This window comes from Mycobacterium botniense (genome assembly GCF_010723305.1).
GTDB lineage: Bacteria > Actinomycetota > Actinomycetes > Mycobacteriales > Mycobacteriaceae > Mycobacterium > Mycobacterium botniense.
In genome coordinates, this window is record NZ_BLKW01000004.1 from 1,947,793 (window position 1) to 1,972,370 (window position 24,578).

Here is a 24,578-nt window from a genome sequence, read left to right on the forward strand (position 1 = left end):
CCGGCATGAAATCAGCGCGGAATCAGGACGTGGCGATCACCACCGCGATCACGGCGAGCACTGCGATGAGCAGGTAGGCCAGATAGGCGTCCAGCCGGCCCGATTGCAGGCCCCGCGCAGCCCGCGACACAACCCGCACGGACCTCAACAGCCCCCGGGAGAAGTAGCGTTCGACAAGGTCGACAACCTCGACTCGGTAGGTGAGGCGTCCCGGGGCCGGAGCACGGCTCCTGGATTCGTGTGCTGTCCCGAGTAATTCGGCGCGGGTCAAAAGCACCGTGGACAGCACATTACGGACCGGGTTGGCGTAGGCGAACGAGCTGTAACCGACACCACGGTCGACGCCCGGTGACGCCGACGACCAAGGTGTCACGTGACGAGCGCGGAACGGGTTTCTTTTTGCGAACAGTGCCGCGACCCCGGCGGCCAGCACTGCCATCAACGGCAGCACAATCCACAGCCAGCTCGGCGACAGCGCGGCGAACTCCGCGTACACCGGCGCCAACACCCACGGCTGGGCGTTGGCACCGGCCGCTTCACTACCCACCACCGAGGTCAGCCCGTGCCCGATCAACCGCACCTGCACCGGCGCGAATGCCGCCACCCCCAGGCACCCCAACACAAGTGCGCCGCAGGCGAATCGGTAGACCCACTGCTGATCCACCGCCGCAAAGTCGCGATCTATCCGCGGCTCACCCAGTCTTTTGGGACCGAACGCGGTGAGCCCGATAACACGCACAAACGTGACGCCCGCGATACCGATGGTCAACGCGACCAATGCACCGGCCACAGCAGTGCAAAGATGCATGGCAAGGCTGGAAACCCGGAACTGCTGCATCAGTGACTCCAGCGTGAACCACTCCGAGGCGAACCCTGCGGTCAGCGGCAACCCGGCCAGGGTAAGCGATCCGATCACCAAACCCGTTCCTGACCAAGGTAAGCGACGAACGATCCCGCCGAGTCGGTCGAGATCTGTGGTCGCGGTGGCCTGTTCGATCGTCGAGGCGGAGACGAAGAGCAAGGTCTTGCCGAGAGCGTGGGCCATCACCTGGGCCGTGCCGGCCACCAGTCCTGCGGCGGTCAACTTCGGCTCGCCTGCCCACGCGCCCACCAGCGCGGCCCCGAAGCCCACGGTGATCATCCCGGAGTTCTCCACACTTGACCAGGAAATCAATGCCGCTAAATCGGGATGCACGGCCGCGTGGGCGATGCCCTGGATCGCGGTCACGCCCCCGACAACGAGCACAACACAGATCAGCCATACGGGCGGGGCGCCCATGATCTCGAGGGTGCGCCACATTCCGTAGAAGCCGACGTTGACGGCGACACCGGCCATTACCGCGCGGGCGGGCCCGGGAGCCGCAGCGTAGCCGCGCGGCATCCAGCTGTGCGCGTGCACCAGCCCGACTTTGATACCGAAGCCCAACAGCAGCAGCACATACGCCGCTTGTCCTGCCGCGCTGCGCGGATTCACCGCGCCGGCGGCAAAAGTGAAGGTGTGGGTGTGCGCGGCCAGCAGCAGAGCACCCATCAACACCGCTGCGCCGCTGGCTTTTCCGAACGCCACCGTGATAACGGAACCTTCGGCTCTGCCCGGCAGGTCACGGTCGTAGCCGGACATCAGAAAGAACGCGGCGGTCAGGGCCTCCCAGCCAAACAGCAACACGAAAAAGTTGTCGGTCGTGACGATCACCGCGACAGCCGCCAGTGCCGCAGCGACAGCGGCGGGCAGCCGTGGCCGCTTGCGATTGGCGGGGGACGCCGCGGCGGCCAGGGCGGGAATCGCCACAGCAAATGAGGTGACCAGGAACAGCCCTGCCAGGCTGTCGACCGACAATGTGGCGGGTCCGAAACCGGCCAGCCCATCGAGATCGACCCGCTGTCGGCAGCCGGCCAGCCCCAGGGCGCCGGCGATCGTCAGTGCCACGGCCGCAGCGATGTTCGCCGTCCACGCCACGGTGCTCAGCAGTACTTGGGTGTCGGTGCGCCGGGCAAGTCCGGCCACCCAGCCGATCAGCATGGCTGCGCCTGCCAGCACCAGACCCGCAGTGATCACCGGCTGCCCCCAGCAGAAGGAAGCCGGCCGAGCGCCAACAGGATTCCGTGCAACACGCTAAACGGCGACGCCGGAGCGCCGGGAACCCAAACATCCACCGGCACTATGCCGGATATGCCGGTGCCACCGGCATATCCGCCGCCGATGAGCCCCCCGCTGACTGCATCGGTGCCGACGGCGATTACCACGCTCGGCGCCGGCATCGCGTCGAGCGTGCGGCGCAGCGGTTCGACCATCCCGCTGGCACCGATACCAGTGACCAGAAGTACATCGGCATGGCGAGGACTCGCAGTGAAGAAGATCCCCAGCCGGTGCACGTCATAGACCGGGTTGGTCAAGGCCTCGATCTCCCATTCGTCGCTGCCATCGGACCCGGTGTCGACATGACGAAGATGCACCGAGCGCCGCAGTCGCCGCACCCGGTACGCCAACGCGGCACGCAGCTGTGCCAGCGCCTCATCGGTTTCTTCGACATCTCCGACCACCATGGCCTGCCGACTCAGCTGTGCTGTTGCACAACCGCTTTCCCAGTCGAACCAGTCGGGTGACCGGTCGATGCAGCGTCCGCACAGTATGCAGCGCCCACGGTCCAGCCGCGGTCGCGGAGCCACCGAGATGGCCTGGGTGGGACAGGCGGCGGCAGCGTCGGCCAGGGCGTCCGGGGCGCCGCTCCGCCGGCCGACGACCATATTGACGGCCGCCGGAAACTCGTCAAAGTAACCGTCTGCACCCCCGGGCCATCTGGTGGTGAGCATCCCATTGCGCAGCCCCCGCAAAACCCACGGCATCTACATCGCCACCCCGGCGTAACACAGCCCGAAACTTGCTTCGATGAAGGGAAAGTCGGTGAAAACATCGCTGGCAAACACATCGTGGAAAAGCAGCATGTTGTGAAAGGACGCCGTCCGGGCGAAACAGCGCCCGATCACGCCGTCGCGGATCTCGAGGGCGTAGAGCACCTCTCCTTGCGGCGCCTCAGCCCACCCCAGGGCGAAACCGTCGGACACCGGCACCCTGGTCGCAATCGCAGGGTCAGACAGCGTTTTCAGCCGATCACACGCCGCCTCAATCAACTCGACCGACGTCTCGATTTCCGCCCACCGAACCCGCAGCCGGGCCAGCACGTCACCGCCACCGTCGACCGTGGTGCCCGCGACCGTGGGCAGTTCGGTGTAGCCGTCGTAGGGTCGCCGACGGGCGTCGTCAGCGAGGCCAGCGGCGCGGCCCACCGGACCGAGCGCGCCATGCGACGCGGCCAAGGACGGATCTAGGCGCCCGGTGCCGCGCAAACGGTCCAGAAAAGACGCGTCGACCATCAGCGCCTCCCGATCCGCCCGAATCCGTTGAACGATTGCCGCGAGTTGGCCGCACAACACCGCCGGGGACAGCGTCGGTTCGGCACGCACGCCGCCGACGCAGACGACTGAGCGACCAAACCTATTGCCGCACAGCCTCGATATCAAGCGCAGCACTGACTCCTTGTGCCACCCGAACCGGGAGAACGGAACGGCAAGGCCTGCAGCGTCACAAAGTCGCATCGCCACGTCGAGGTGATTGGCAATCCGCTCGAGTTCAGCATGGATCACCCGGATCAAACCAGCCCGTCGCGGCGGAGTTACCTGACCGAGTGTCTCGACGGCGTGCGTGAACGCCAACGCGTGAGCGACGGAGGCGACACCTTCGACACGTTCAGCGATCAGGATCCCGTCGGCCACGGGTAACGTCTCAAACCGCTTGGCAACCCCGCGGTGTTTATAGTGCGGACGGATATTCAGATGCGGGATATCCTCTCCCGGTGTTTCGATGAGAAATTCGATCGACTCGACAACCCCGGACCGCACCGGACCCAGCGGCAAGGTGAATACCCCGCCCCCGGTGACGTCAACCGGACCGTGCCGCTCGGTGGCGCGCGAATGACGACGCTTCTCGAGCGTTTCGGCGGCGGCATAGCCGGGTCGCGGTGAGGGGTGTCCGGGCTGGCGCGCTAGCAATAACGGGTCCAGCCGTGGATGGCCGACGGGCAGCACACCCGAAAGGTCGTGCATCGCACGCTCATACCAAAACGCTGCCGGAACTTGAGGTGTCAACGAGCGGTAGGACAGTGAGCCGTCTGCATCCGGTGTCAGCAAGGTCCGTAAGCAGCTCACAGCACCGTCTCCGACCAGCAGAGCATGCAACTGTGCGGCATCTTGCCTGCGGGTGCTGTACAAGCCGGCGAATCGGTCACCGGTGGCGACACGCCCAGCTACCTGGGTATGCCATTCGCCCGGCCGCAAATCAACGACCCATGACGTGGCGGGGGCGCTCATGACGCACCCGCCGCGAGTTCGGCGCTACCCCGGGTCAGCAGGTCAACCAGCTCTGCGGGTGGGGCCAGGCCCAGCACCAGCAGCACCACCACCCCGGCAACAACCGGCACGACCATCCAGCTGCTGGGCTCACCGCGGCTCGTCCCAACGCCCTGTGGCCCGGGGCGAAACAAGGCCCGTGTCGTCGCGACAGCCAGTCCGAGAAACGCCAAGGTGGCCAAACACACCAGCACCACAGCGGCGAAGTTGCGGCCCTCGGCGAATCCACCTGCCACGATCTGGAACTCGCTGCGAAACAGCCCAAACGGGGGCATTGCTGACAGCGCCGAGATCGTGGTTAAAAACAACGGGCCCGACCAGGGCAGCCGCCCGATGCCGTCAGCCATGCGGCTGAGTTCCCTGGTGCCGAATTTTCGCACCAGCACACCAGCGCCCATGAATGCGTTACCTTTTGCGGCGGCATGCGCAAGAACGTGTAACAACACTCCCGACAGCGCCATGCGCACTCCGAAACTGACACCGATGGCCAGGATACCCATGTGCTCGATACTCGAATAAGCAAGCAGCCGTTTGATATTGCTCTGCTCGAGCAGATACAACGCTGCCAGCAAAAGCGACAACACGCCGAATATCAGCAGCACCTGTTGCGGGAAGCGGGGCCCGAGCGTGCCCACACTGATCTGATAGTAGCGCAGGATCGCGTACAGACTCACCGCCAGCAGCGATCCCGACAGCAAGGCTGACGCCGGGGTGGGGGCTTCGGCGTGGGCGTCCGGAAGCCAGGTGTGCATCGGAAACAGGCCCACTTTGGTGCCATAACCGACGACTGCCAGGACGAAGGCCAAACGCACCGGTGTATGGGGGAATTGGGCAGATGCCTGGATCAACGGGTCTAATGCCAGGCTATACGACGGCCCCAGCACCGGTGACCCGGCGTAATACAGGAAGAGGGTGGCCAGCAGCGCGATGCCCAGTCCTGACGAGGCGATGAGCGCGTACTTCCAAGCGGCTTCGGTTGCTTCCCTCGTGTTGTCCAGCGCCACCAGTAGCGCCGACACCACTGTGGTGATTTCGACGGCGATCCACAGCAAAGCAAGGTCGTTGACCAGCAGCGCCCAGATCATCGACCAGGAAAAGGCATTCAAGCCGAGATAGAACCGCCTGCTGTAGCGTGCGAAGATCTGCTGACGTGCGGCGGTATCAGCACGCACTATATGTTGGTCGCCGGCCAGGTAACCGACTGAGTAGATTGCCACGACAGCGTAGAGAAAACACGTGCTCAGCAGGAAGATTACCGACAGTGCATCGGCTCTCAGGTAGTGCATGACCATAACAGGGTGATTGAGGCTTGCCGGAATGAGGCTGACCGCAACTACGAAAGTGAGGATACCGCTCAACGACGTCACCGCCCCCGCGACATAGTGGGGCGCGCGGGTACATACGAGCCCAGCGGCCAACGGCAGTATCAGCAGAAGCACCATCGACATCAACTACCCCCTGAGCCGATCAAGTGCTGCGGTGGACAATGTCTGTGCCCGTCGGTGATGGGTACGCGCCAGCAGTCCGAATACCCCAACTGCCACCAAGAGATCGAACAAGAACGCTACCTCGAGCAGAAGCGGCATTCCCGCGGCGACTACCAAACTGGCCAGCGAAGCCCCGTTTTCCAGTGAGAAGAAACCGATTGCCTGGCTGACGACGTCGCGACGAACGATCATCAGGACGAACGCGACCAGCACAACCGACATTGCCAGGCTCAACGCGATGGTGGGGAGCACTTCGGAACTGATCCCGAGCGCCCCGACAGCGAAAAACCCGAACGTGGCGACTGCGATCGAGATCAGCACAGCGTTGGCGACACCGACCGCACCGCTGTCCGCGATGGCGTCGGGGGCTTCACGGAGCAGGCGAACGATCAGCACTGGCACCGCGATAACTTTGAGAAGCAGCGAAAGAACAGCCAGAGCGTACAGTTCGGGAACATTGTGGCCGAAAGCGACCACTGCGGCCAACACACTGACTGCCAACGATTGGGCGGCATAAAGGCGCACCTGCCCGCGCAGTAGTGCCTGGCGCAGCATCCCGAACTCCAAGAGCAGCACAAGCAGCGCTAATGTGCTGGCTGTTCCGCCGAAGACGGTGGGAACCACCTGCGTGTACGCCAACATAGTCATCCGCCTCCAAGGTAGAGGCTGAGCACAGCCAATACCGCCAACAACAATGCAGCCGAGACGAATTCAGTAATCTTGAATAGACGCAACTTCGCGTAACTGTTGTCCAGCACGGCCACCACACACCCCAGCAGCGCAGCCTTAGCCAGCATGGCCGGGATGGCGAGCCCAACCCCGGCCGCGGACCTGTTCGACGCCAGACCCCATGGGGCGACGAAAACATTGAGGAATATCGCATAAAGTACCAGCTGTTTGGCCGCGGAACCCCATTGCAATAGAGCTAGATCAGGTCCGGAGTACTCGAAAGTGCAGCCAGATTCAATCATTCCAAATTCTGTTGTCCCGGTGTGCGTCGCGATAGGTATCCGCCCGGTCTCGTACAGGATCACCATGAATAGGGCAGCCGAGGCGAGCAGGTGCGCGGGACGCACGAGCTGATTGGGCCCGCTGCGCAGTGTGGCGCTGAGAACATAGGGAAAATCGGTTCGCGTTATTAGTGCCACCGTGAAAAAGACCAGCAGCATGACCGGTTCAGTGATTGCGGCGAACGTTTTCGCGCGGCTGGACGCCAATTGAGCGTAGGAATCACCGGTTTCAGCTGCTGCAGCAGCAATCAGGAAGCTCGCAAACGCCAGGATCAGTCCGCCGCCCAGGATATCGCCCATATAGCCGAGCGGCAGCGGGTAGCTGGTCAGCACTGGAATAAGCATCGGAACCGTGAGATAACACGCGAAAGAAACCACCGGCGTGAGACGGAAGAGCACGCTGGCGTCACGCGGAACCAGGGATTCCTTGCCGAAAAGCTTCACCACATCGAAGTAGGGCTGAAGAATCCGGGGACCGCGGCGACCTCGCAGCCGCGCCTCTGCCCACGCGATGAACCCGCTGACGCCCGGCGCGCCCGCCGCGACCGTGAGCACCTGACAAGCCTGAACAAGCGGTAACGGCAGATCCATCATCGGCCACGGCGTTTCAGGTGCCGCTGACTGCCCTCCGCCCCGCGGGACTTGCGCACAGTAGCGTCGCAGCAGATCATGCCGAAGTGGATTTCGGTACCGCGATCATCACCCCGCAACGGTCGCCGCACCAGGCTCGGCCGAAAAAAGGCACACGACACCTGCGACTCCTCAGTTCGCAGGTGCCATCAGCCCTTGTGGCGGTTCGGAAGACGTGCTCCCGGCGGGCTCCATCGCCAACCCCAGTTAACCAATGGCGCTCCGTTTGGTCAAGCCGACAGCGATGTGCGCCCCGGCGCTAGCCGGCTGACTCGGTGAAATCCAACTGGTTGTGGTCGCTGTGGTGCCGCTCCTGACCCGGGTATCCCGCCATGTCGAACACCGCACCGACGCGGTGATCCCCGCGACAGTCGTCGGCAAACCAGAACCTCAGTCGAGGGCGTGGGCTATTTTGGGAACTGGAGCCCGTTGATCCCGCTGTCGCTGACGTGCGTGCAAGGACCGCCTCCGAGCGGGTCGCTCAGACCCGCTTCAGCGAAGTTGTTCGCAATCGAGAACGCGAAAGGCTTATGGTTTTCAGGCAGGCCACTGAGGAGTTCGGCGTGGTTGTTCCGCATGGCGGGTTCCCCGCGGTCTGGCCGATAACCCCCGTCCAACAGCCCGATTCCGCTCTCTCAGCGGCCGTGGGCCTTGTGGCGGCGGGAACGGCCGGACGAACTCGATTGCACCGCAGTAATCGCCCCCTCTATCTCGCCACCGGATCCCCGGGTGGTGCGCGGTGACCAGCGGCGTGAGACGCGTTTACCTGGCCCGGCACGGGCGTACCGCTTTCAACGCCGACGGGCGACTGCGCGGACACAGCGACCCCCCGTTGGACGACGTCGGTACCGCGGAAGCGGCACGACTCGCCGATGCGCTCGCCAGCAAACGCCCCGGCGCGGTGGTCTCCAGTCCGCTGCAACGCGCCGTTGCGACCGCGCAGGCCATCGCTGCCGCCGCCGGACTGCCGGTCACGGTCGATGGTCGGCTCATTGACCGTGATTACGGATCGGCCACTGGCCTACGTCCCGATGAGGTCGAACACCGCTACGGCAGCGTGGAATCGGCTCCTGGAGTCGAGTCCCTCGCGTCCCTGGCCCAGCGAGCGCACCGCGGTTTTCTGGAGCTGGTCAGCGAATTCAGGCAGCAAGCTATTGTCCTGGTGTCGCATGACGCATTCAATCGGGCACTGCTGGCCCGGCTCGATCCGTCCTTGAGCCACGTGGGCCAGCGAACCGCGTGCTGGAACCAACTCAGCCTCATCGACGGTGTGTGGCGGGTGGATGCCTACGACCGGAAACCCGAATAGCCTGCCGCGCGAATGCGACGGTGGACTCACGACGATTCTTGGAATGCTTTGTTAGACACGCCTCTTGCCTGACAGATACCCCGACAGATCTCCCGGCACGGTCGGCGACATTCGCGGTTCGGCGATCCCCCGCCTCATGCCGCCATGGCTCGTCAACGCCCCGGACGCCACTGCACCGCGCGGATGTTTGCGTATGGATTAGCTTTCGGCTAACCTAAAGGCAGGCGATGGGGCTCGCCACAACCGCCACCTCTGGCTAATAGCCTCTACCCCGTGCGATGACACGTGGTGGAGGAGGTGACAGCGAGAGTGGCGTGTTTCATCAGAGTCGCGATCTTTCGTTCCGGCGTGATAGCGGATTGCGAGACGTCGGCAGCACCGATTTCCCTGGGCCGAAGCCAAGTCCACGTATCGGCTCGCTACCGGCGCACCCGCGGTGTTGCGTCACGCGTCCCACCAGCGGGCGGCAGTCCTGAATCGGCGCCGCCACGTGGTTCGCGAATTTTACTGTGTTTCCATCGTTTTCGGTCTCCCCGAAACCGCTGCGTGCGACTGCCGCCCACGCACCATGAAACCCATAGCGGCATGCTCGCCACCGGGTGTTCATCAATGGATTCCACCAACGGGATTCGGGACCGCCGGTGCGGGCGAGGGCGCACGAATCAACCTGCTCGACACCCCCCGACACGGTGCTTTATCGGAGGATGACCATGTCTTTTGTCACGACCCAACCGGAAATGCTGGCAGCAGCCGCCAGTGACTTGCACGCTATTGGCGCTGAGATGAACGCGCATAATACGGCCGCAGCGCTCCCCACTACCGGAGTCGTCCCGGCCGCGGCCAACGAGGTGTCGGCAATGACTGCCATGCAGTTTGGCGCGCACGCGCAGATGTATCAAGGGGTCAGCGCCCCGGCCGCAGCCGTTCACGAGATGTTTGTCAGCACGCTCGTCGCCAGTGCTGGTTCCTACGCGGCGAGCGAAGCCGCCAATACGATCGCAGTTCGCTAACGGAGCAGCGCAATGGATTTCGGGACGTTACCGCCGGAGATTAATTCTGGCCGGATGTATGCGGGACCAGGTTCGGGACCGATGCTGGCCGCTGCCGCGGCCTGGGACGCACTGGCGACCGAGCTGCACTCCACGGCGACTGCCTACGGGTCAGTGATCTCCGGGCTGACCACCGGACCGTGGCTAGGGCCTGCGTCGGCGTCGATGGCGGCCGCCGCCGCTCCCTACCTGGAATGGCTGCGCACCACGGCAATACAGGCCGAGCAGACCGCGACCCAGGCCCGGGCTGCAGCAGCCGCCTACGAGGCGGCATTCGCGATGACGGTACCGCCGCCGGTGATCGCGGCCAACCGCAGCCTGTTGATGGTGCTGATCGCCACGAATCTGCTGGGCCAGAACACCCCGGCGATCGCAGCCACCGAAGCCCATTATGCGGAAATGTGGGCCCAAGACGCAGCCGCTATGTATGGGTACGCCGGCCACTCCGCTGCGGCCTCGGCGTTGACGCCGTTCACTTCGCCTGTGCCGACCACGAATCCGGCGGGACCGGCCAACCAGGCTGCTGCCGTCATCCATGCTGCCGGGACGTCGGCAGGGATCCAGTCCGCGGCACTCATGTCGGCAATCCCGCAAGCGCTGCAGAGCCTTGCAGCGCCGACGGCGGTATCCTCGGCCGCGGCGCCGGTGTCCGTGCTCGCCGCGATTCCGGCGTCGGTCGACATTCCGGCCGCGAGCGCCGCCGTGGGTGCGTCGACGACGAGCGCATCCGCGTCGTTTACCTCGGCCAGCTACTCGGCCACGGGGTTAGCTGTCACCGAGCAGCTGGCGGCCAGCGAAGCGGCCCAAGGGGCGATTCGTGGCGGAGCGGCGGGACCGGTCAGCGGACTCGGACCGATGTCCTCGGCGGCCCCGGGAGTGGGCACTGCCACTTCGGTGTCTGGCAGCATGGGCAGGGCCTCCATGGTCGGGGCGTTGTCGGTGCCGCAAGCCTGGACCGTCACCGCCTTGCCCGCCAGGCTGGTCGCGACGCAGTTGCCAACCACGAGCCTCGGCGCCGCGCCTGCGGCCGCACCGAGCGGCGCGGGAAACCTGTTCAGCGACATGGCTGTAGCGGGGATGGCCGGGCGCGCCCTGGGCGGCACGACGGGCCTGGGCCGGCGCGCGGAGCGGGTCGAGACGACGAGCCGCGCACGCCCTGCCGATCCACAGCGGCCGGCGGGCAGTCGAGTGAGCTCTCTCGCTGCTGAACTGCGCGAACTCGCTGAACTCCGCGATTCCGGGATATTGACCGAAGAGGAATTCAGTGAGCAGAAACGGCGTGTTCTCGGTGCTTGATGACACCTCGATTTCTCTGTCACAGTCACAGGAGGCCTGAAAATGCTCAAGGGAGCAACGCTCGCCGCTGGCCTGGCCGTCGCCGCGGTGTGTCTGGCCGCGCCCGCCGCCGCCAGCGAGTCGGGATACCTGGCCCGGCTGGATAAGGCTCAGGTCAGCCATATGTCGCCCGAGGACGCCCTCCATTGGGGTTACGCTGCCTGCGACTCATTGCGCAACGGCACGCCGGTGCGGTCGACGATCGACATGCTCAAAAACGCCGGTGGTTTCAGCGGTCGTCACGCCGGGACCGTTGTGGGGGCCGCCGCGAGCGAACTGTGCCCAGACCAGTACCAGAACGTGATGGATTGGGCCCATGCCCAGACCGGCGCGTAGCCGTGACCGGCAAATGGCGGGCTTGACTAGCATCCTGTTCCCGCGCAGCGCGGCGACGGCCCACGCCGAGACCGCCGCGGATTGCTTCTGCGACTTACACCGAGACACCATCGTTGACGCGATCACAGCAGGGTTCCCAGACTACGATCTGAGCCGATTCTTCTACGCCCCGCTATCCGAAATTTCGGCGATCGCTGACCACCACGAGGTCTTCACCGACCTGCAGCGACATACGCCAGCCGGTCGACGATTTCGGAGATCGCCAAGAGCTTTCCCGATGGCTAAACGCGCTGCCCACTGTCCCGGACGGTCTCTAACCCCGCCGTGAATCGATCACACCACGCCGGCCATCGTGGTCATCGCACTGGCTACTCAGGTGCTCACCAAAACGATTGGAGCATGAAGAAATTCGTAACACTCGCAGCTATCCTGGCCGGACGGTGCTTCCGGGCCAGCCGGCCTCACCGTCACGTGTCCACCCGGTCTTCGCGACACCCTTGCCGGAATGCCCGGACAGTGCACGCCAAATCGGCAAAAATAACACTGATCACACCATTTACGCGGACAATCACCACAGCGGCCACTGCAGCGGGGCCGAAGGTTTTGCCGCATTCAGTCAGAAGCCCGGCAATCCGATCATCACGCATCGAAAGGTCGTTCACGAGAACCGGGACAACCGAGTCCACGTTCGGGTAAGCACCATCGCGGAGAGGAGATCACCGGTTTGCAGCCACACGCCGAACATCGCGTGAGAAAAGTTCGCGGAAGCAATCTGGTTCACTGCGGATCTGACTCCGTCCGCGCTGACTGCGAACGCGACCGCAGCTCAATCGGGAGGTGAGGAAAAAAATGGACTACGGGCTGTTGCCACCGGAGATCAACTCCGGCCGCATGTATGCCGGTCCCGGATCAGGTCCCATACTGGCCGCGGCGGCGGCCTGGGATGAGCTGGCCGCACAGTTGCACTCCGCGGCAGCATCGTACGGGTCCGTCGTTTCGGGGTTGGCCGCCCAGTGGCGCGGTCCGTCGTCGGCAGCGATGACAGCTGCCGCCGCGCCGTACGCCGCGTGGATGAGCGCGACCGCTGCTCGGGCCGAGAGCACCGCGATGCAAGCCCGGGCTGCGGCCGCCGCCTATGAGACCGCGTTCGCGGCGACGGTGCCGCCGACTGCGATCGCCGTCAACCGCGCACAACTCATGGCCTTGATCGCCACGAATTTTCTCGGACAAAACACTCCGGCGATCATGGCGACCGAGGCCCACTACGCCGAAATGTGGGCCCAGGATGCGGCCGCCATGTACGGCTATGCGGCCTCTTCGGCGACCGCCGCGCACCTGCGGCCGTTCGACCCGCCGCCGCCGACCACCAGCCCGGCGGGGAGCGCCGCGCAATTCGCCGCGGTCGCCCAGGCTACCGGCACGGCTACCGGAACGCACGTGCAGGCGTTACCGCAGTTGATGTCTGCGGTGCCGCAGTCGTTGCACAGCCTGGCGACACCGGTGTCGGCTGCGGCCCCCGCGGCGGCGACCGACCCGTCGTCGTCGCTGGTGACGATGGACAGCTTTATCACCGGACCGTTATCACCGCTATCGCTGTACTCCATCGGCGGTGTGCCTGAGCTATTGGGGGTGCAGAGCTACCTGCTGCCGCAGGTTTCGGCGAATCTGACCAGTGCCGCCGAGCGGGTATCTGCGCTCCCGGCCGCTGCCGGCGCGGGGCTGCTGCCGGGCGGGTTCGGTGCGGGGACGCCTCTGGCGGGGCCGGCAACTGGGGCCGTGTCGGCCGGGATGGGCCGGGCGGGCCTGCTCGGGTCATTGTCGGTGCCGCAAAGCTGGGCGTCGGCCGCCCCGGTTATCAAGACGGCGGCTGCGATGGTCACACCGGCCGGCCCGGCCGCGCCTGCCGCTTCGCTGACAGCCGACACCCCGGGCACCCTCGTCGGCGGTATGACCCTGTCTGGTCTGGCTGGACGGGCCATCGTGGGGACCGGTGCTGACACTGCCCGGTCCGTCGGCATGAGCGGCGGCTTTGCTGCGGCTGAGGAAGTCGCCACCACCGTCAACATCTTTGTGATCCCCGAGTTCGACGAATGAACACCAGCGCCCCCTACTGCTGCCAACGACCGAAAAGCCCCTCCCGGCTTCGATCAAACAAGGAGTCTCGCAATGGATTACGCAACATTGCCGCCTGAGATCAACTCTGCTCGCATCTACACCGGCGCGGGATCGGGACCGCTGCTGGCTGCTGCAGCGGCCTGGGATGGCCTGGCCGCTGAACTGCGCTCGACCGCAGCGTCCTACTCGTCGGTGGTCTCGGGGTTGACTGCGGCGTGGCGGGGCCCGTCCTCGGTGAGCATGGCTGCCGCAGCGACGCCGTACGTGGCCTGGCTGATCACCACCGCAGCGCAAGCTGAGCAGACCGCCAGCCAGGCCAGGGCGGCGGCGGCCGCCTACCAGACCGCGTTCGCGGCGACGGTGCCCCCGCCGGTCATCGCGGCGAACCGCGCTGAACTGGCATCGCTGATTGCAACCAACATCTTTGGTCAAAACACCGCGGCGATCGCGGCGAACGAAGCCCGCTATGCCGGGATGTGGGCCCAAGATTCGGCAGCGATGTACACCTACGCCGCCCAATCCGCGGCCGCCGCCACATTGTCGCCGTTCGATCCGCCTGCACCAATGACCAGCCAAGCCGCTGCCGCAGGTCAGGCCGGCGCGGTCGCCCACGCCACCGCGCTGTCGGCCGGGACGAACACCCCCTCGCTGTTGTCGCAGCTGACCACGGCCACACCGGGGGCGCTGCAAAGCCTTGCGGGTCCCGCGGGAATCGCAGACACTCCGTCGCCGCTCTCTTCGCTCACGGGTTTGCTCAGCAGTCTGAATTCGTCGCCATTGGCAACGATCGCCGCGAATGTGGAGACGATACCCAAAGCGATCCTCGTCGCGAACGACGCCTTGATCACCACCATCATGGGCCTGGTCATCGGGGGGCGAAGCCTGTCAGACATAGCCGTGGGAGCCGGCAGTGCGGCGGGCCCGGCTCTGGCGGGCGGCCTTGGCCCGACTGTGCCTGTCGTGGGAACCGGGTCGGCGGTCTCGGCGAGTGTGGGGCAGGCCGGCTTCATTAGCGGGCTGGCCGTTCCGCCGAGCTGGGCGGCAGCCACCCCGGCGATCCGAACGGTCGCCGCCGTCTTGTCGGGAACATCGCACGGGGCCGTTCCTGCGACCGCGGTGAGCCAGGGAAGCCTGGTCAGCGGGATGGCCCTGGCTGGGATGGCCGGGGGCGCACTGGGTACCGCAGCGTCCCGCGCTGTGACCAACGGCAGCACCAAAGGGCGCGGTGCCCCGATCAAGGAGCGCAAAAATCTCAAAGACGGCGATTCGCCGCAGACTCTCCGCCGCATCGTGGCCGCGATGGCTGAAAAACCAGACACCGTGCAGCACTGGCACACCGATTCTGAACATCTCGACGGCCTGCTGGCCGAGCTGCGGAAAAAACCCGGCATCCATGCGGTGCACGTCAAAGGGGGCACAGCGAAAATGAAACCTCCGAAATCACAGTCGCTTTAACCTCGATTTTTCGCAGCGGTGGGTTTCGGGGTGCTGAACCATGAAAAATTGGTGAGCGATTGCGATTTTGGGCTTTGGGGTGTTTGACCGTCCCGTGTCGCCGGGGTGGGCGGGCTTTCCCAGGGCCGCGGGTCTTTCGGGTCGTCGGGGCGGGTTTGCGGTTGTCAGGGGAAGGCGGCGCGGAGGCGTTGCCAGGCGGTGGCGATGGCCGCGGCCTGGCGCCAGGTGGCGTCGATGCGCAGCCGAAGTTGGCGGGCGCCGCGGGTGATGCGGGCCGCGACGTGCAGCACCCGGTAGCGGAAGGCGTGGATTTCGCAGCGGGCCAGCTGCGGTGTGCCGGTGAAGCCGATCAGTTGGGCCTAGGCGACCAGATCGGCTGGGCCCAGCACGATCTCGAGCCAGGCTGTTGGACTGGAAATCATGGCAGGGCAGGTTTGCCAATCCGGCGGCTTTGGCCTGGCGGATGCGGTCTTCGACGCGGGCGTGTTGGCGGTGGCGTAGTTCGTGCCCGGCCAGCTGGCCGGGCACGGCCCCGGGTGCGGTGTCGGTGATGAAGGCGGTGAAGCGCATGCCGTCGATGTCGGTGAAGCGCAGCTGCGCCCCCGGGTGGGGCCTCTGTTTGCGCAGGATCAGCCGGGTCCCGGCAGGCCACGCAGAAAGGTTGACCAAACCGGTGGCCTCGGCCACCCACGCCCCGTCCCGGATCTGCCCCTCGGAGTCGATCGCCGGATACCAGCCCTCGCCGAGGTGCAGGGTGTCCACGGCATCCCAGACGCGGGCGTCGACGGCAAACCCGAAGGAAAACCCAACCCCCCGCTCGCGGCAGGCCTGGGCGAATCGGTGGGTGGCCCCCGCCGAATCCGAGCGCACCACCACCGCCGGTCCGCCCGGGTTCTGCGGGTCGGGACGCCAATGCGCCGGTAGCGAATCCAATGCCTGCTCAAGGACCGTGATGTGGTCAGCGGCGGTGTTCGAGCCGGCGTTTCCCTTGCGCAGCAGCCCGGCCAGCGCCTCACCGTCGGCGATCTCCGGGCGGTCCAAAAACGCCAGCAGCAGGTGATGACCGAAGGACTTCTTCCACGTCGGGCCGCGTCCTGTTTGTTGTCGGAATGGTCGATCACCACCGTGGCGTCGATGTCGATATAGAGGGGCGCACCAGCCGGGGGGCGGCTCCGCCAGCCCAGGCCCCCGTCCGCGCAGCCGTCCGTGCGGCGCGAACCTTCGGCAGGTGGGCGGCGTCGATACGCTCATCGACGCACCGCCACATCGTCGTCGTGGAGCCCTTGGCCCCGACTACATGCTCACGATCCTCACAGAGCCGGCCGACTCCGTCGATACAATCCGCCCCATCAGCCACCGCAGCAGCCAGATCCGCCAACACCGCCCCCGGGGCATAAGTCCACAGCCCCCTGTCGGTATCCGCCAAAACCGCCGTGACCTGGGCCGACAACCCCGTCAGATCGGCCAGTTCCCGCAGCAGCCCCATCCCGGCGTGCGAGACCACCCCACAACCGTCCGCCGATACTTTCACCCGCTGTGCCACCGCGATACCCGTCACTTGCGAAGTGCCTCTCACGCATGCACCGATCTTCCTTAGATAAGTAGATCCTCCACTGCGGGACAGGCACTTTCGCGTATCAACACCCAGCTACATCGACATCCCGCGAAAAATCCGGATTAGCACGAATACGAGAGGACTGGTGGTATCTGACGTGGAGGGCGCGCCAGCCGTTACGCTGCCGCCACCGAACGCCTGACTGGCTCAAGTGGTGGCGCTCGGTCAAACCGTCTTGTGCACAGCTTATTTCCAGCTTATTCCAACGATACCTCCACCCACGGTGCACGGTTGTCGGCTACAGTCAGTTGCGGCGATGGGGCTCGCCGCAACCGCCGTGCCCGGCTAATGGCCCCTATCTGACGACTAGGTCTGGTGGGGCTGTGAAAAAAAGCGGTGCGCACATCATCCTCACACACCAAGGCTGTTTCGCCTATTCAGGACAGCAGCCACCGGCGGCTCGTCTCTGCTGGTCTCGAGTTCGCCCGTCGGTGAGGTCCGAGAATGTCGGCCCAGCTACGTGTTTTACGCGCCGCGGACCCGGCTCAGGATCAGCCGCGTTCGCTTCGTCCACGATCGCGCGCCTCGACAAGCGCCGGCGGCACGCCGCCCCGTGCCGGCAACTCTTACGCCAGCCGGGCTTTGGGTGTGACCAACAACCTCGCCCAGCTCCAAAGAGCTCGGCGAGGTTGTGCCACGCGACCTACACACATCGCCTAAGGAACGCATGCTCGCCGGACCCGGTTCGGGGCCGGTTCCGACCCCGACAGCCGGTGAGCACGAACCGACCGCCTGGCACTCGGCGGGCTCCTCCGGACCAGTAACCTGTGCACCGCCCACAGGGGCCACCCCTAGCCCGGCCCGGTGCCGCATCGACGACAGTCGGTTTCGACTGTCGTCGATGCGGCACCGGTGTGGGATGCAGAACACCCAGCATGATGCTGCGCACCCCCGGGCACCGGCCGGTCGTTAGAAACCCACGCCGCGTATAACCCGACGACCGAAGTCCCCCAAACGAATTCTCAACCCGAGCTGAACCGGGGGTCGAACGTCGGACGGTCATGCCGAGTAGCAGCGACGACGGCCTCCAGCCCGGTTCGGGTATGCCGCCAATGATCTGTGCACGGGAGCAGGGATGACGTTACACCGCAGAAAACTCCTGATGCACCGAGGAGTTCGCCAAAACTCAGTGAACCGCAGTCCGAGCAGCAACTGCACGGGCATGGTGGCGCTCGTATCGGTAAAGTGCTGTAAGGTTTTTGCTCACGGTGATTCAAATTCACCCACAATTAGCTCTCAGCAAACTCCCAAGTTTCCTTGCGCCCTAAGCGCGCTCGAGCGCATATAGTTTGGTGGTTTCATAGGTAGCCGGGTTAGCGAGGGTGCGTGCCGATGTCCATGCTTCCCACATGGCGTGCTCGTTAGGTTACGACCAGCGGTCGGGTGATCTCGATCGATGACCAGTGTTTGCCGTTTCGACCAGCGCAGCGAATGAGGGAGTTGATTTGCTCACACAACCAAAGCCGACCTCGGAAAGCGTTGTGCGCAGCAACGGTTGCCGAGGCCAGAGTGCTGTCGCGCAGCAACCTCCCGGGAGCTTTACCGGATCGATTTATGCGTGTCACAAAGAATTCCGCCCGCGCTCTGTTGGCGGCGTTTCGGTTGCTGATGTCGCGCGATTGTCGAGGGGAAGCTCAGATTGGCTTGCTACACAAAGGAGATCGTTGCTGGTGAGAATGATCGAACGTTCCGGTCTCGACGCGCCGGATACTCAGGATGCGGTGGCGACTTGGACTAAGACGTTCCACCCCACCCGCTCCGGCACGGCCAGCCCGCGCGTAGGCGTCAGCGAGACGCTGACGAGGCTGCGCGTCGACGAGCCATCCAGCCTGCCTGTGACCAACACCGTCGGCGCGATGACTTCGGTGTTTCGTGGCCAGACCCGCGACGTCGAAGGCCGGCGCCCGCTGAGGCTCATCCGCCCATCATCGAAATTCCACCGCAGCCGGACCATCGTCTGAGGAGTATCGATGCTGGATTTTGCGTTGTTGCCGCCGGAGGTCAACTCCGGGCGCATGTATACCGGCCCCGGGTCGGGGCCCATGCTGGCGGCGGCGGCGGCCTGGGACGCGCTGGCTGTGGAGCTGGAGACCACCGCGGCCGGCTACTCCTCGGTGATCGCGGGGCTGACCGGCCAAAGCTGGTCAGGGCCGACCTCGGCGGCGATGGCCGCCGCGGCCACACCCTACGTGGCCTGGCTGCAGAGCACCGCCGCCCAGGCCGAACAGACCGCCATGCAGGCCAAAGAGGCCGCCGCAGCCTACGAGGCGGCGTTTGCGATGACGGTGCCCCCGCCGGTGATCGCGGCCAACCGGGCGCTGCTGGCAGCGCTGGTCGCCACCAACTTTTTCGGCCAGAACACCCCGGCGATCATGGCCACCGAGGCCCACTACGCCGAGATGTGGGCCCAAGACGCCGCCGCCATGTACGGCTACGCCGGCGCGTCGGCACACGCGAGCGCACTGAGCCCGTTTAACGAACCACCCCCGACCACCAACCCGGCCGGGTTGGACATGCAGGCCGGCGCGGTCGCCCGTGCGGCCGGAAACGCCACCGTGACCCGGATGCCGACGCTGCCGCGGCTCACGTCCGGGCTTACGGACTTGCTGCCACAACCGGAATCGTCGGCGTCGTCACCCTCAACCGAAGCGGCCACCTCGACGAGCTCAATTAGTTGGATACCGCTGACTGGTTCGACGTCGCTGACTGGTTCGACATCTATCTTCGGCTCCAACGGTCTGCTGGGCCCGACATTCCTCGGGCAATCAGCGATGACCTACCCGTATCAGATGTTGAACTGGGGTTTTTACCGTTCCAACTCGCAGGTCAACCTCGGCACGAGGCTCGGGGAGATCAACGAAAATGTCACCCGGGAAGCCGATGCCGCCGCCCGGTTCGCGGAACGGATGGCCGGCAAACTCGCCGCCGGCCTCGGGTCAACAAACTCGGTATCAGCGGGAATAGGCCAGGCCGGGGCAGTCGGATCGTTATCAGTACCACCGAGCTGGGCTGGCGAGCCCGTGGCGATCCGCCCCGCCGCGCTCGCGATCCCGGGCACTGTCGCCGCCGATGCCGGTCCCGCGCCGCCAGAGTCGATGCCGGGCAGCGCATTCAGTCAGTCGCTGCTGAGTTCCCTGTCGAAAACTGCTGCTGATTCCCCGCGCCACAAATCCAAACCGGTGATCGTACGCAACCCGGCCTCTGAACGGTCGGCCACGTAATCCTGAGAAAGGAGTCCAGACATGGATTTTGGAGCATTACCACCTGAAATTAACTCCGCCCGAATGTATTCGGGTCCCGGGTCGGGGCCGCTGCTGGCCGCGGCGACCGCCTGGGATGGGCTCGCCAACGAGCTGAGTTTCTCAGCGGGCACCTACTCATCGGTGATTGCCAACCTGACCAGTACGGGATGGCGGGGTGCCGCGTCGACGATGATGGCCGGTGCGGTCGCCCCTTATGTGGCGTGGCTGCACGACACCGCCGCCCGGGCGGCGCAGACGGCGGCCCAGGCCAAAGCTGCCGTGGGCGCCTACGAGACGGCGTTCGCGGCCACGGTGCCCCCGCCGCTGATCGAGGCCAACCGGGCACAGTTGGCAGCGCTGGCCGCGAGCAACTTCTTCGGCCAAAACAGCCCGGCGATCGCAGCAACTGAGGCCGAATACGACGAGATGTGGGCCCAGGACGCCGCGGCGATGTACGGCTATGCCGGCTCTTCGGCATCCGCCACCCGGTTAACCCCGTTCAGCCAACCACCCCGGACCACCGATCCGGCGGGCCAGGCCGCCCAGGCCGCGGCAGTCGCCCAGGCCACCGCGACCGGCGCCGGCCACGCCCGGAATGTCACCGCTCTGTCCGGGCTTACCAGTGCCCTACAGAGTCTCGCCTCGCCCGCTTCGGCATCCTCGGCGTCTTCGTCGTCGGCCAACGTGGTCCCTGTGATCGCCGGGGAGCCCGTCACGGCGTACGGGTTCGAAACCCTCACCCTCGCGAACATGGCCGAGGCAACCAATGACGAGTTCTGGCGACTTACCGCACTCGGCGCCAGGCTGACGAGCTGGTATTCGAGCGCCCAACGCGATTTCGCCCAGGGGATCGGGCCATTTGCGCCAATTTTCGGGATTCCGCTACCGTCGACGACGTCAGCAGCCTCAGCGGTGATGGGCCGGGCCAGCCAGGTCAGCCTGTTGTCGGTGCCCCCGACCTGGGCCGCTACTGCCGCCCCGGAAATCACCCCGGCGGCCCTGACGCTTCCGGCTGCCGGGACCGCGCCGGACGCCGCGGTCGGCATACCCGGTGGCGTGTTCGGCGAGACCTTGATGGGCAGCCTGGCGGGACGCGCGGTCAGCGCCGCGGCAGCCAAGCCCCGCCGCAAAGTTATCCCTCGCTCCCCCGCTGGGGGATGACCCCTGCCGGGCAAGAGGGCAACCGCCTGCACAGTGGCGCGGGCACGTCAAGGTCCCGCGCACTGCCCGACCGGTTCGGCGCGCACCGGATGCGCGCTGCTCCGGTGCCCGTGCACCACCGCGGTCACCGGTCGCCGGCGCGCTGATCAGAAACGGTTTCACCGGTTTCCAGCCAGTGCGCGCACCGGGCACCCAACTTCGCTACCGCGGCGCGATCGAAGCGGTCAATCTGCGCCGGACTCAACTCGGCACGGTAATCGCGCTGCGGCCCTTTGTGGAAAAAGGCCTTCGCATCCGACATGTGTCCCCCACCAAACGGCGCCATCTTCTCCGCCCGGGCCCGCATATACTCAAACGAGCAATGCTCAACAATGGCATCCATACGCAGCGATGCGGGATCGATGCCGAGAAACCGCGCCAGCCGCGCGATTTCGCGCCGCAAATCATCTTTGAGTTGCTGGTAGTGCACCAGCAGCACATTGGGCTCATCCCGGAGCCGCCACCACGAGCTCACAACATCAAACAAATCGCAACAGCCATACCCATCGGTATCCAGCCACACGTCGAAGAAGTCCTGCACGTTCGCCGGAATCACCAGATCCACATGCTCCGGACACCAGCTGGCATGTATCCGGTTGATCGTCGACATCGTCTCATCCGAAAAGTTCTTCAGATAGTTATGGAAGCTGATCCCCAGATCTTTCCCGTTTCGACCGACGAACACATACCGGGCCTCCGCAGCAATCGGCAGCGCATCCGCCGGCAGATGCGATTTGATCACCCGCCGAATCCCTGCCTCACGCTGCTCCTTTAACACCGTCAGCATCTTGGCGTGATCACCCCAACTGGAATCCAGCCACGGAGACGTATCGGAAAGCCCTTCACCCTTCTCCTCCCCGTTGTGCAATATCTGCTGAATGATCCGTTGAGTCCACGTGGTACCCGCCTTAAACGGATCCGCGACAACAATATCCCCCTCAACAAAACCACCCTGCGCCAGGAAATCCTCCCACACCATCGAATTAGATAGGTAATCTGGCTCTTCGCAGTTGAGGGTGTAGAGGTGGTCGGCGCGTCGCTGCCGGGATAGGGGTCGAGGTCTTCTGATGATGGGAGTTTCCATACTGCCTATCAGAAGACCTCGACGTGCCTGACGCTACCTTCGCTTGCCCCGATCTGACCATGTTCTGCCGCCTTGATGAGCTCGGGCTGGAGGTGACCGGCCAACGCCTGCAGGCTGATCGGGCGGTGCTGGCGTGCCGGATCGTCGATGACGACTCGTGGTGTCGCCGCTGCGGGGAACAGGGCACCCCCCGCGACACCGTCACTCGGGAATTGGCGCATGAGCCGTTCGGGTGGCGGCCGACGACCTTGCTGGTCACCGTGCGCCGTTACCGGTGTGCCGGCTGTGCGCATGTGTGGCGCCAAGACAGCAGTGCTGCGGCCGAGCCGCGGGCCAAGCTGTCGCGACGGGCTCTGCGTTGGGCCTTGGAAGCCCTGGTGTGTCAACACCTGAGCGTGGCACGAGTCGCTGAAGGCCTCGGGGTGTCGTGGAACACCGCCAACAGCGCGGTGCTGGCCGAAGGCCGGCGCGTGCTCATCGACGATCCCGGCCGGTTCGACGGTGTGCGCGTCATCGGCGTCGACGAGCACGTGTGGCGCCACACCCGCAAAGGCGACAAGCACGTCACGGTGATCATCGATCTGACCGCGGTGCGCGACGGAACCGGTCCTGCTCGGCTGCTCGACATGGTCGAAGGACGCTCCAAACAGGCCTTCAAGACCTGGCTAGCTGAGCGGCCCAAATCCTGGCGTGACGGCGTGCAAGTCGTTGCGATGGACGGATTCACCGGGTTCAAGACCGCCACCAGCGACGAACTGCCCGAAGCGGTCGCGGTGATGGACCCCTTCCATGTGGTCCGGCTCGCCGGTGACGCCCTCGATGAGTGCCGACGCCGCGTCCAGCTGGACACCTGCGGGCACCGTGGCCGCAAAACCGATCCGCTCTACGCCTGCCGGCACACCCTACACACCGGCGCCGACCTGCTCACCGACAAACAGAAGATCCGGCTGCACGCCCTGTTCGCCGCCGACGCCCATGTCGAGGTTGAAGCCACCTGGACGATCTATCAGCGCACCGTCGCTGCCTACCGCGAACCCAACCGGGCCAAGGGCCGCGCGATGATGCAGGCCGTGATCGACACCCTCAGCCGTGGCGTCCCCAAAGCCCTGCGCGAGCTCATCACACTGGGCCGCACGTTGAAGAAACGGGCCGGCGACATCCTGGCCTACTTCGACCGGCCTGGAACCAGCAACGGCCCAACCGAAGCCATCAACGGCCGACTCGAACACCTGCGCGGCTCCGCCTTCGGATTTCGCAACCTCACCAACTACATCGCCCGATCACTACTAGAAACCGGCGGATTCAGACCCCAACTACACCCTCAATCATGAAGAGCCGGTAATCTTTGAACACCCTGGCCGGAGTGATGAGCTGTTTACTCACGGCGTGTCCTCCTCTCCGTGTAAACCAACGATACGAACGTCTATCGCACCGACTGAAATTCGCCGCAATTCTAAAACTCCGGTCTTCCCCTGGAGAACACCTCGGCACTCTCTCCCCGAGATTCTCGATACTCCGAAAAGGGCGGGACAACTCCCACCTTCTCAAGGTATGAAAGAACTTGGTTCGCCAGCGAATCTGGATCCTTCTTAGCCCCTTCAAGTTTCACTTCTGGGTTGAGCGGAGGTTCATAGGGATCATCAATTCCAGTGAATCCCTTAATCTCTCCGGCTCTCGCTTTCTTGTAGAGTCCCTTAGGATCGCGCTTTTCACATACCTCTAAGGGGGTGTCGATGAAAATCTCGATGAAATCCCCATCGCCGAGACTGGCCCGCACTCTGTCACGATCACGCCGATATGGACTGATAAATCCAGCCAACACTATGATTCCCGCATCACAGAACAACTTTGCAACCGCGCCGATCCGCCGGATATTCTCTTCGCGGTCTTCGGCTGAAAATCCGAGCCCAAAACGCCGCGCGAAGTCTTTTCCATGCTGCTCTTCAAGTATTCCGGGGCCGGCATTGAGCCCATAGCGTACATTGTCCCCGTCCAGCACATAGCTCCGCACTGCCCGCTCATAAAGTTTCCGATCGACCAAATTCGCGACCGTACTCTTACCGGAGCCGCTCAGCCCGGTAAACCAGATAACGCATCCCCTGTGACCATTGAGCCTCTCTCGTTCACTGCGCGTAACGCTCTGGGGATGCCAGGTAATATCAGGACTCATATCGAACCTCTTTCGCCACGGAGAGCCCCCGGGGGATAGCCGGTGGTGGCGGAATACGCAACATATGCTGCCGACCGCCTCGAGCTGGCCCCGTCGTCGCTTCGCGCAGTGCGGGGCTCTGACGAAATACGTACCGC

Annotated in this window: 18 protein-coding genes, 1 pseudogene and 3 riboswitches; of the genes and pseudogenes, 10 read left to right on the plus strand and 9 right to left on the minus strand. The window is 64.8% G+C overall.

What is annotated here, in order from left to right:
- Positions 1-22: 22 nt before the first annotated feature.
- From G6N08_RS18985 to G6N08_RS19010, 6 genes are read right to left on the minus strand one after another with little or no spacing between them, the layout of a single operon-like run.
- Positions 23-2,056 carry a proton-conducting transporter transmembrane domain-containing protein gene (locus tag G6N08_RS18985; protein WP_163759977.1) on the minus strand — a complete coding sequence of 678 codons (2,034 nt, stop codon included), beginning with the start codon at positions 2,054-2,056 and terminating at the stop codon, positions 23-25.
- The gene (locus G6N08_RS18990; RefSeq protein ID WP_163759980.1) at positions 2,053-2,844 is read right to left on the minus strand and encodes an NADH-quinone oxidoreductase subunit B family protein; all 792 of its coding nucleotides are present in this window, start codon (positions 2,842-2,844) and stop codon (positions 2,053-2,055) included. Before G6N08_RS18990 ends, G6N08_RS18985 begins: the two co-directional genes overlap by 4 nt.
- Entirely contained in the window at positions 2,845-4,365 is a 1,521-nt protein-coding gene (locus tag G6N08_RS18995) for a hydrogenase large subunit (protein ID WP_163759983.1), read from the minus strand.
- Positions 4,362-5,852, minus strand: coding sequence for a proton-conducting transporter transmembrane domain-containing protein (locus tag G6N08_RS19000; protein WP_163759986.1), 1,491 nt, complete (start codon positions 5,850-5,852; stop codon positions 4,362-4,364). The genes G6N08_RS18995 and G6N08_RS19000 overlap by 4 nt, the downstream gene beginning before the upstream one ends.
- Positions 5,853-5,855: 3 nt before the next feature.
- The gene (locus G6N08_RS19005; protein WP_163759989.1) at positions 5,856-6,539 is read right to left on the minus strand and encodes a hydrogenase; all 684 of its coding nucleotides are present in this window, start codon (positions 6,537-6,539) and stop codon (positions 5,856-5,858) included.
- Positions 6,536-7,456 (minus strand): respiratory chain complex I subunit 1 family protein, encoded by a 921-nt coding sequence (locus tag G6N08_RS19010; RefSeq protein ID WP_246216814.1) that lies wholly within the window; start codon positions 7,454-7,456, stop codon positions 6,536-6,538. The genes G6N08_RS19005 and G6N08_RS19010 overlap by 4 nt, the downstream gene beginning before the upstream one ends.
- A gap of 208 nt (positions 7,457-7,664) precedes the next feature.
- A riboswitch (Fluoride riboswitch) is annotated at positions 7,665-7,739 on the minus strand.
- 543 nt (positions 7,740-8,282) lie between these two features.
- Here G6N08_RS19010 and G6N08_RS19015 point away from each other — a divergent pair.
- From G6N08_RS19015 to G6N08_RS19040, 6 genes are all read left to right on the plus strand, one after another.
- Positions 8,283-8,840, plus strand: a complete 558-nt coding sequence (locus G6N08_RS19015; RefSeq protein ID WP_163759995.1) for a histidine phosphatase family protein — start codon at positions 8,283-8,285, stop codon at positions 8,838-8,840.
- Between the two features lie 214 nt (positions 8,841-9,054).
- Positions 9,055-9,116, plus strand: a riboswitch (Fluoride riboswitch).
- A gap of 434 nt (positions 9,117-9,550) precedes the next feature.
- Positions 9,551-9,850 (plus strand): PE family protein, encoded by a 300-nt coding sequence (locus G6N08_RS19020; protein ID WP_163759998.1) that lies wholly within the window; start codon positions 9,551-9,553, stop codon positions 9,848-9,850.
- A gap of 12 nt (positions 9,851-9,862) precedes the next feature.
- The gene (locus tag G6N08_RS19025; protein ID WP_163760001.1) at positions 9,863-11,185 is read left to right on the plus strand and encodes a PPE family protein, SVP subgroup; all 1,323 of its coding nucleotides are present in this window, start codon (positions 9,863-9,865) and stop codon (positions 11,183-11,185) included.
- Between the two features lie 42 nt (positions 11,186-11,227).
- Positions 11,228-11,560: a DUF732 domain-containing protein gene (locus tag G6N08_RS19030; RefSeq protein ID WP_163760004.1), complete on the plus strand. Its 333-nt coding sequence runs from the start codon at positions 11,228-11,230 to the stop codon at positions 11,558-11,560.
- Positions 11,561-12,409: 849 nt separating this feature from the next.
- Positions 12,410-13,654, plus strand: coding sequence for a PPE family protein (locus tag G6N08_RS19035; protein ID WP_163760007.1), 1,245 nt, complete (start codon positions 12,410-12,412; stop codon positions 13,652-13,654).
- Positions 13,655-13,726: 72 nt separating this feature from the next.
- Positions 13,727-15,130: a PPE family protein gene (locus tag G6N08_RS19040; RefSeq protein WP_163760010.1), complete on the plus strand. Its 1,404-nt coding sequence runs from the start codon at positions 13,727-13,729 to the stop codon at positions 15,128-15,130.
- A 164-nt stretch (positions 15,131-15,294) separates the two neighbouring features.
- Here the strand turns inward: G6N08_RS19040 and G6N08_RS19045 are convergent.
- Positions 15,295-16,688: pseudogene (locus G6N08_RS19045) on the minus strand (IS1380 family transposase).
- Between the two features lie 300 nt (positions 16,689-16,988).
- A riboswitch (Fluoride riboswitch) is annotated at positions 16,989-17,050 on the plus strand.
- A gap of 1,365 nt (positions 17,051-18,415) precedes the next feature.
- Between G6N08_RS19045 and G6N08_RS19050 the strand changes: the two are divergent.
- From G6N08_RS19050 to G6N08_RS19060, 3 genes are read left to right on the plus strand one after another with little or no spacing between them, the layout of a single operon-like run.
- A complete protein-coding gene (locus G6N08_RS19050) occupies positions 18,416-18,706 on the plus strand; it encodes a hypothetical protein (protein WP_163760013.1) in 291 nt (96 codons plus the stop codon).
- Positions 18,707-18,715: 9 nt separating this feature from the next.
- Entirely contained in the window at positions 18,716-19,966 is a 1,251-nt protein-coding gene (locus G6N08_RS21135) for a PPE family protein (RefSeq protein WP_281352781.1), read from the plus strand.
- Between the two features lie 21 nt (positions 19,967-19,987).
- Positions 19,988-21,148, plus strand: coding sequence for a PPE family protein (locus G6N08_RS19060; RefSeq protein ID WP_163760016.1), 1,161 nt, complete (start codon positions 19,988-19,990; stop codon positions 21,146-21,148).
- Positions 21,149-21,272: 124 nt separating this feature from the next.
- On the opposite strand, the gene G6N08_RS19065 is transcribed toward G6N08_RS19060, so the two are convergent.
- Positions 21,273-22,166, minus strand: a complete 894-nt coding sequence (locus G6N08_RS19065) for a sulfotransferase domain-containing protein (RefSeq protein WP_246216874.1) — start codon at positions 22,164-22,166, stop codon at positions 21,273-21,275.
- Positions 22,167-22,294: 128 nt separating this feature from the next.
- Between G6N08_RS19065 and G6N08_RS19070 the strand changes: the two genes are divergently transcribed.
- The gene (locus G6N08_RS19070) at positions 22,295-23,602 is read left to right on the plus strand and encodes an ISL3 family transposase (RefSeq protein WP_163757659.1); all 1,308 of its coding nucleotides are present in this window, start codon (positions 22,295-22,297) and stop codon (positions 23,600-23,602) included.
- Between the two features lie 122 nt (positions 23,603-23,724).
- Here the strand turns inward: G6N08_RS19070 and cysC are convergent, their stop codons facing one another.
- Positions 23,725-24,441 (minus strand): adenylyl-sulfate kinase, encoded by a 717-nt coding sequence (gene cysC, locus G6N08_RS19075; protein ID WP_163760021.1) that lies wholly within the window; start codon positions 24,439-24,441, stop codon positions 23,725-23,727.
- Between the last annotated feature and the right edge of the window lie 137 nt (positions 24,442-24,578).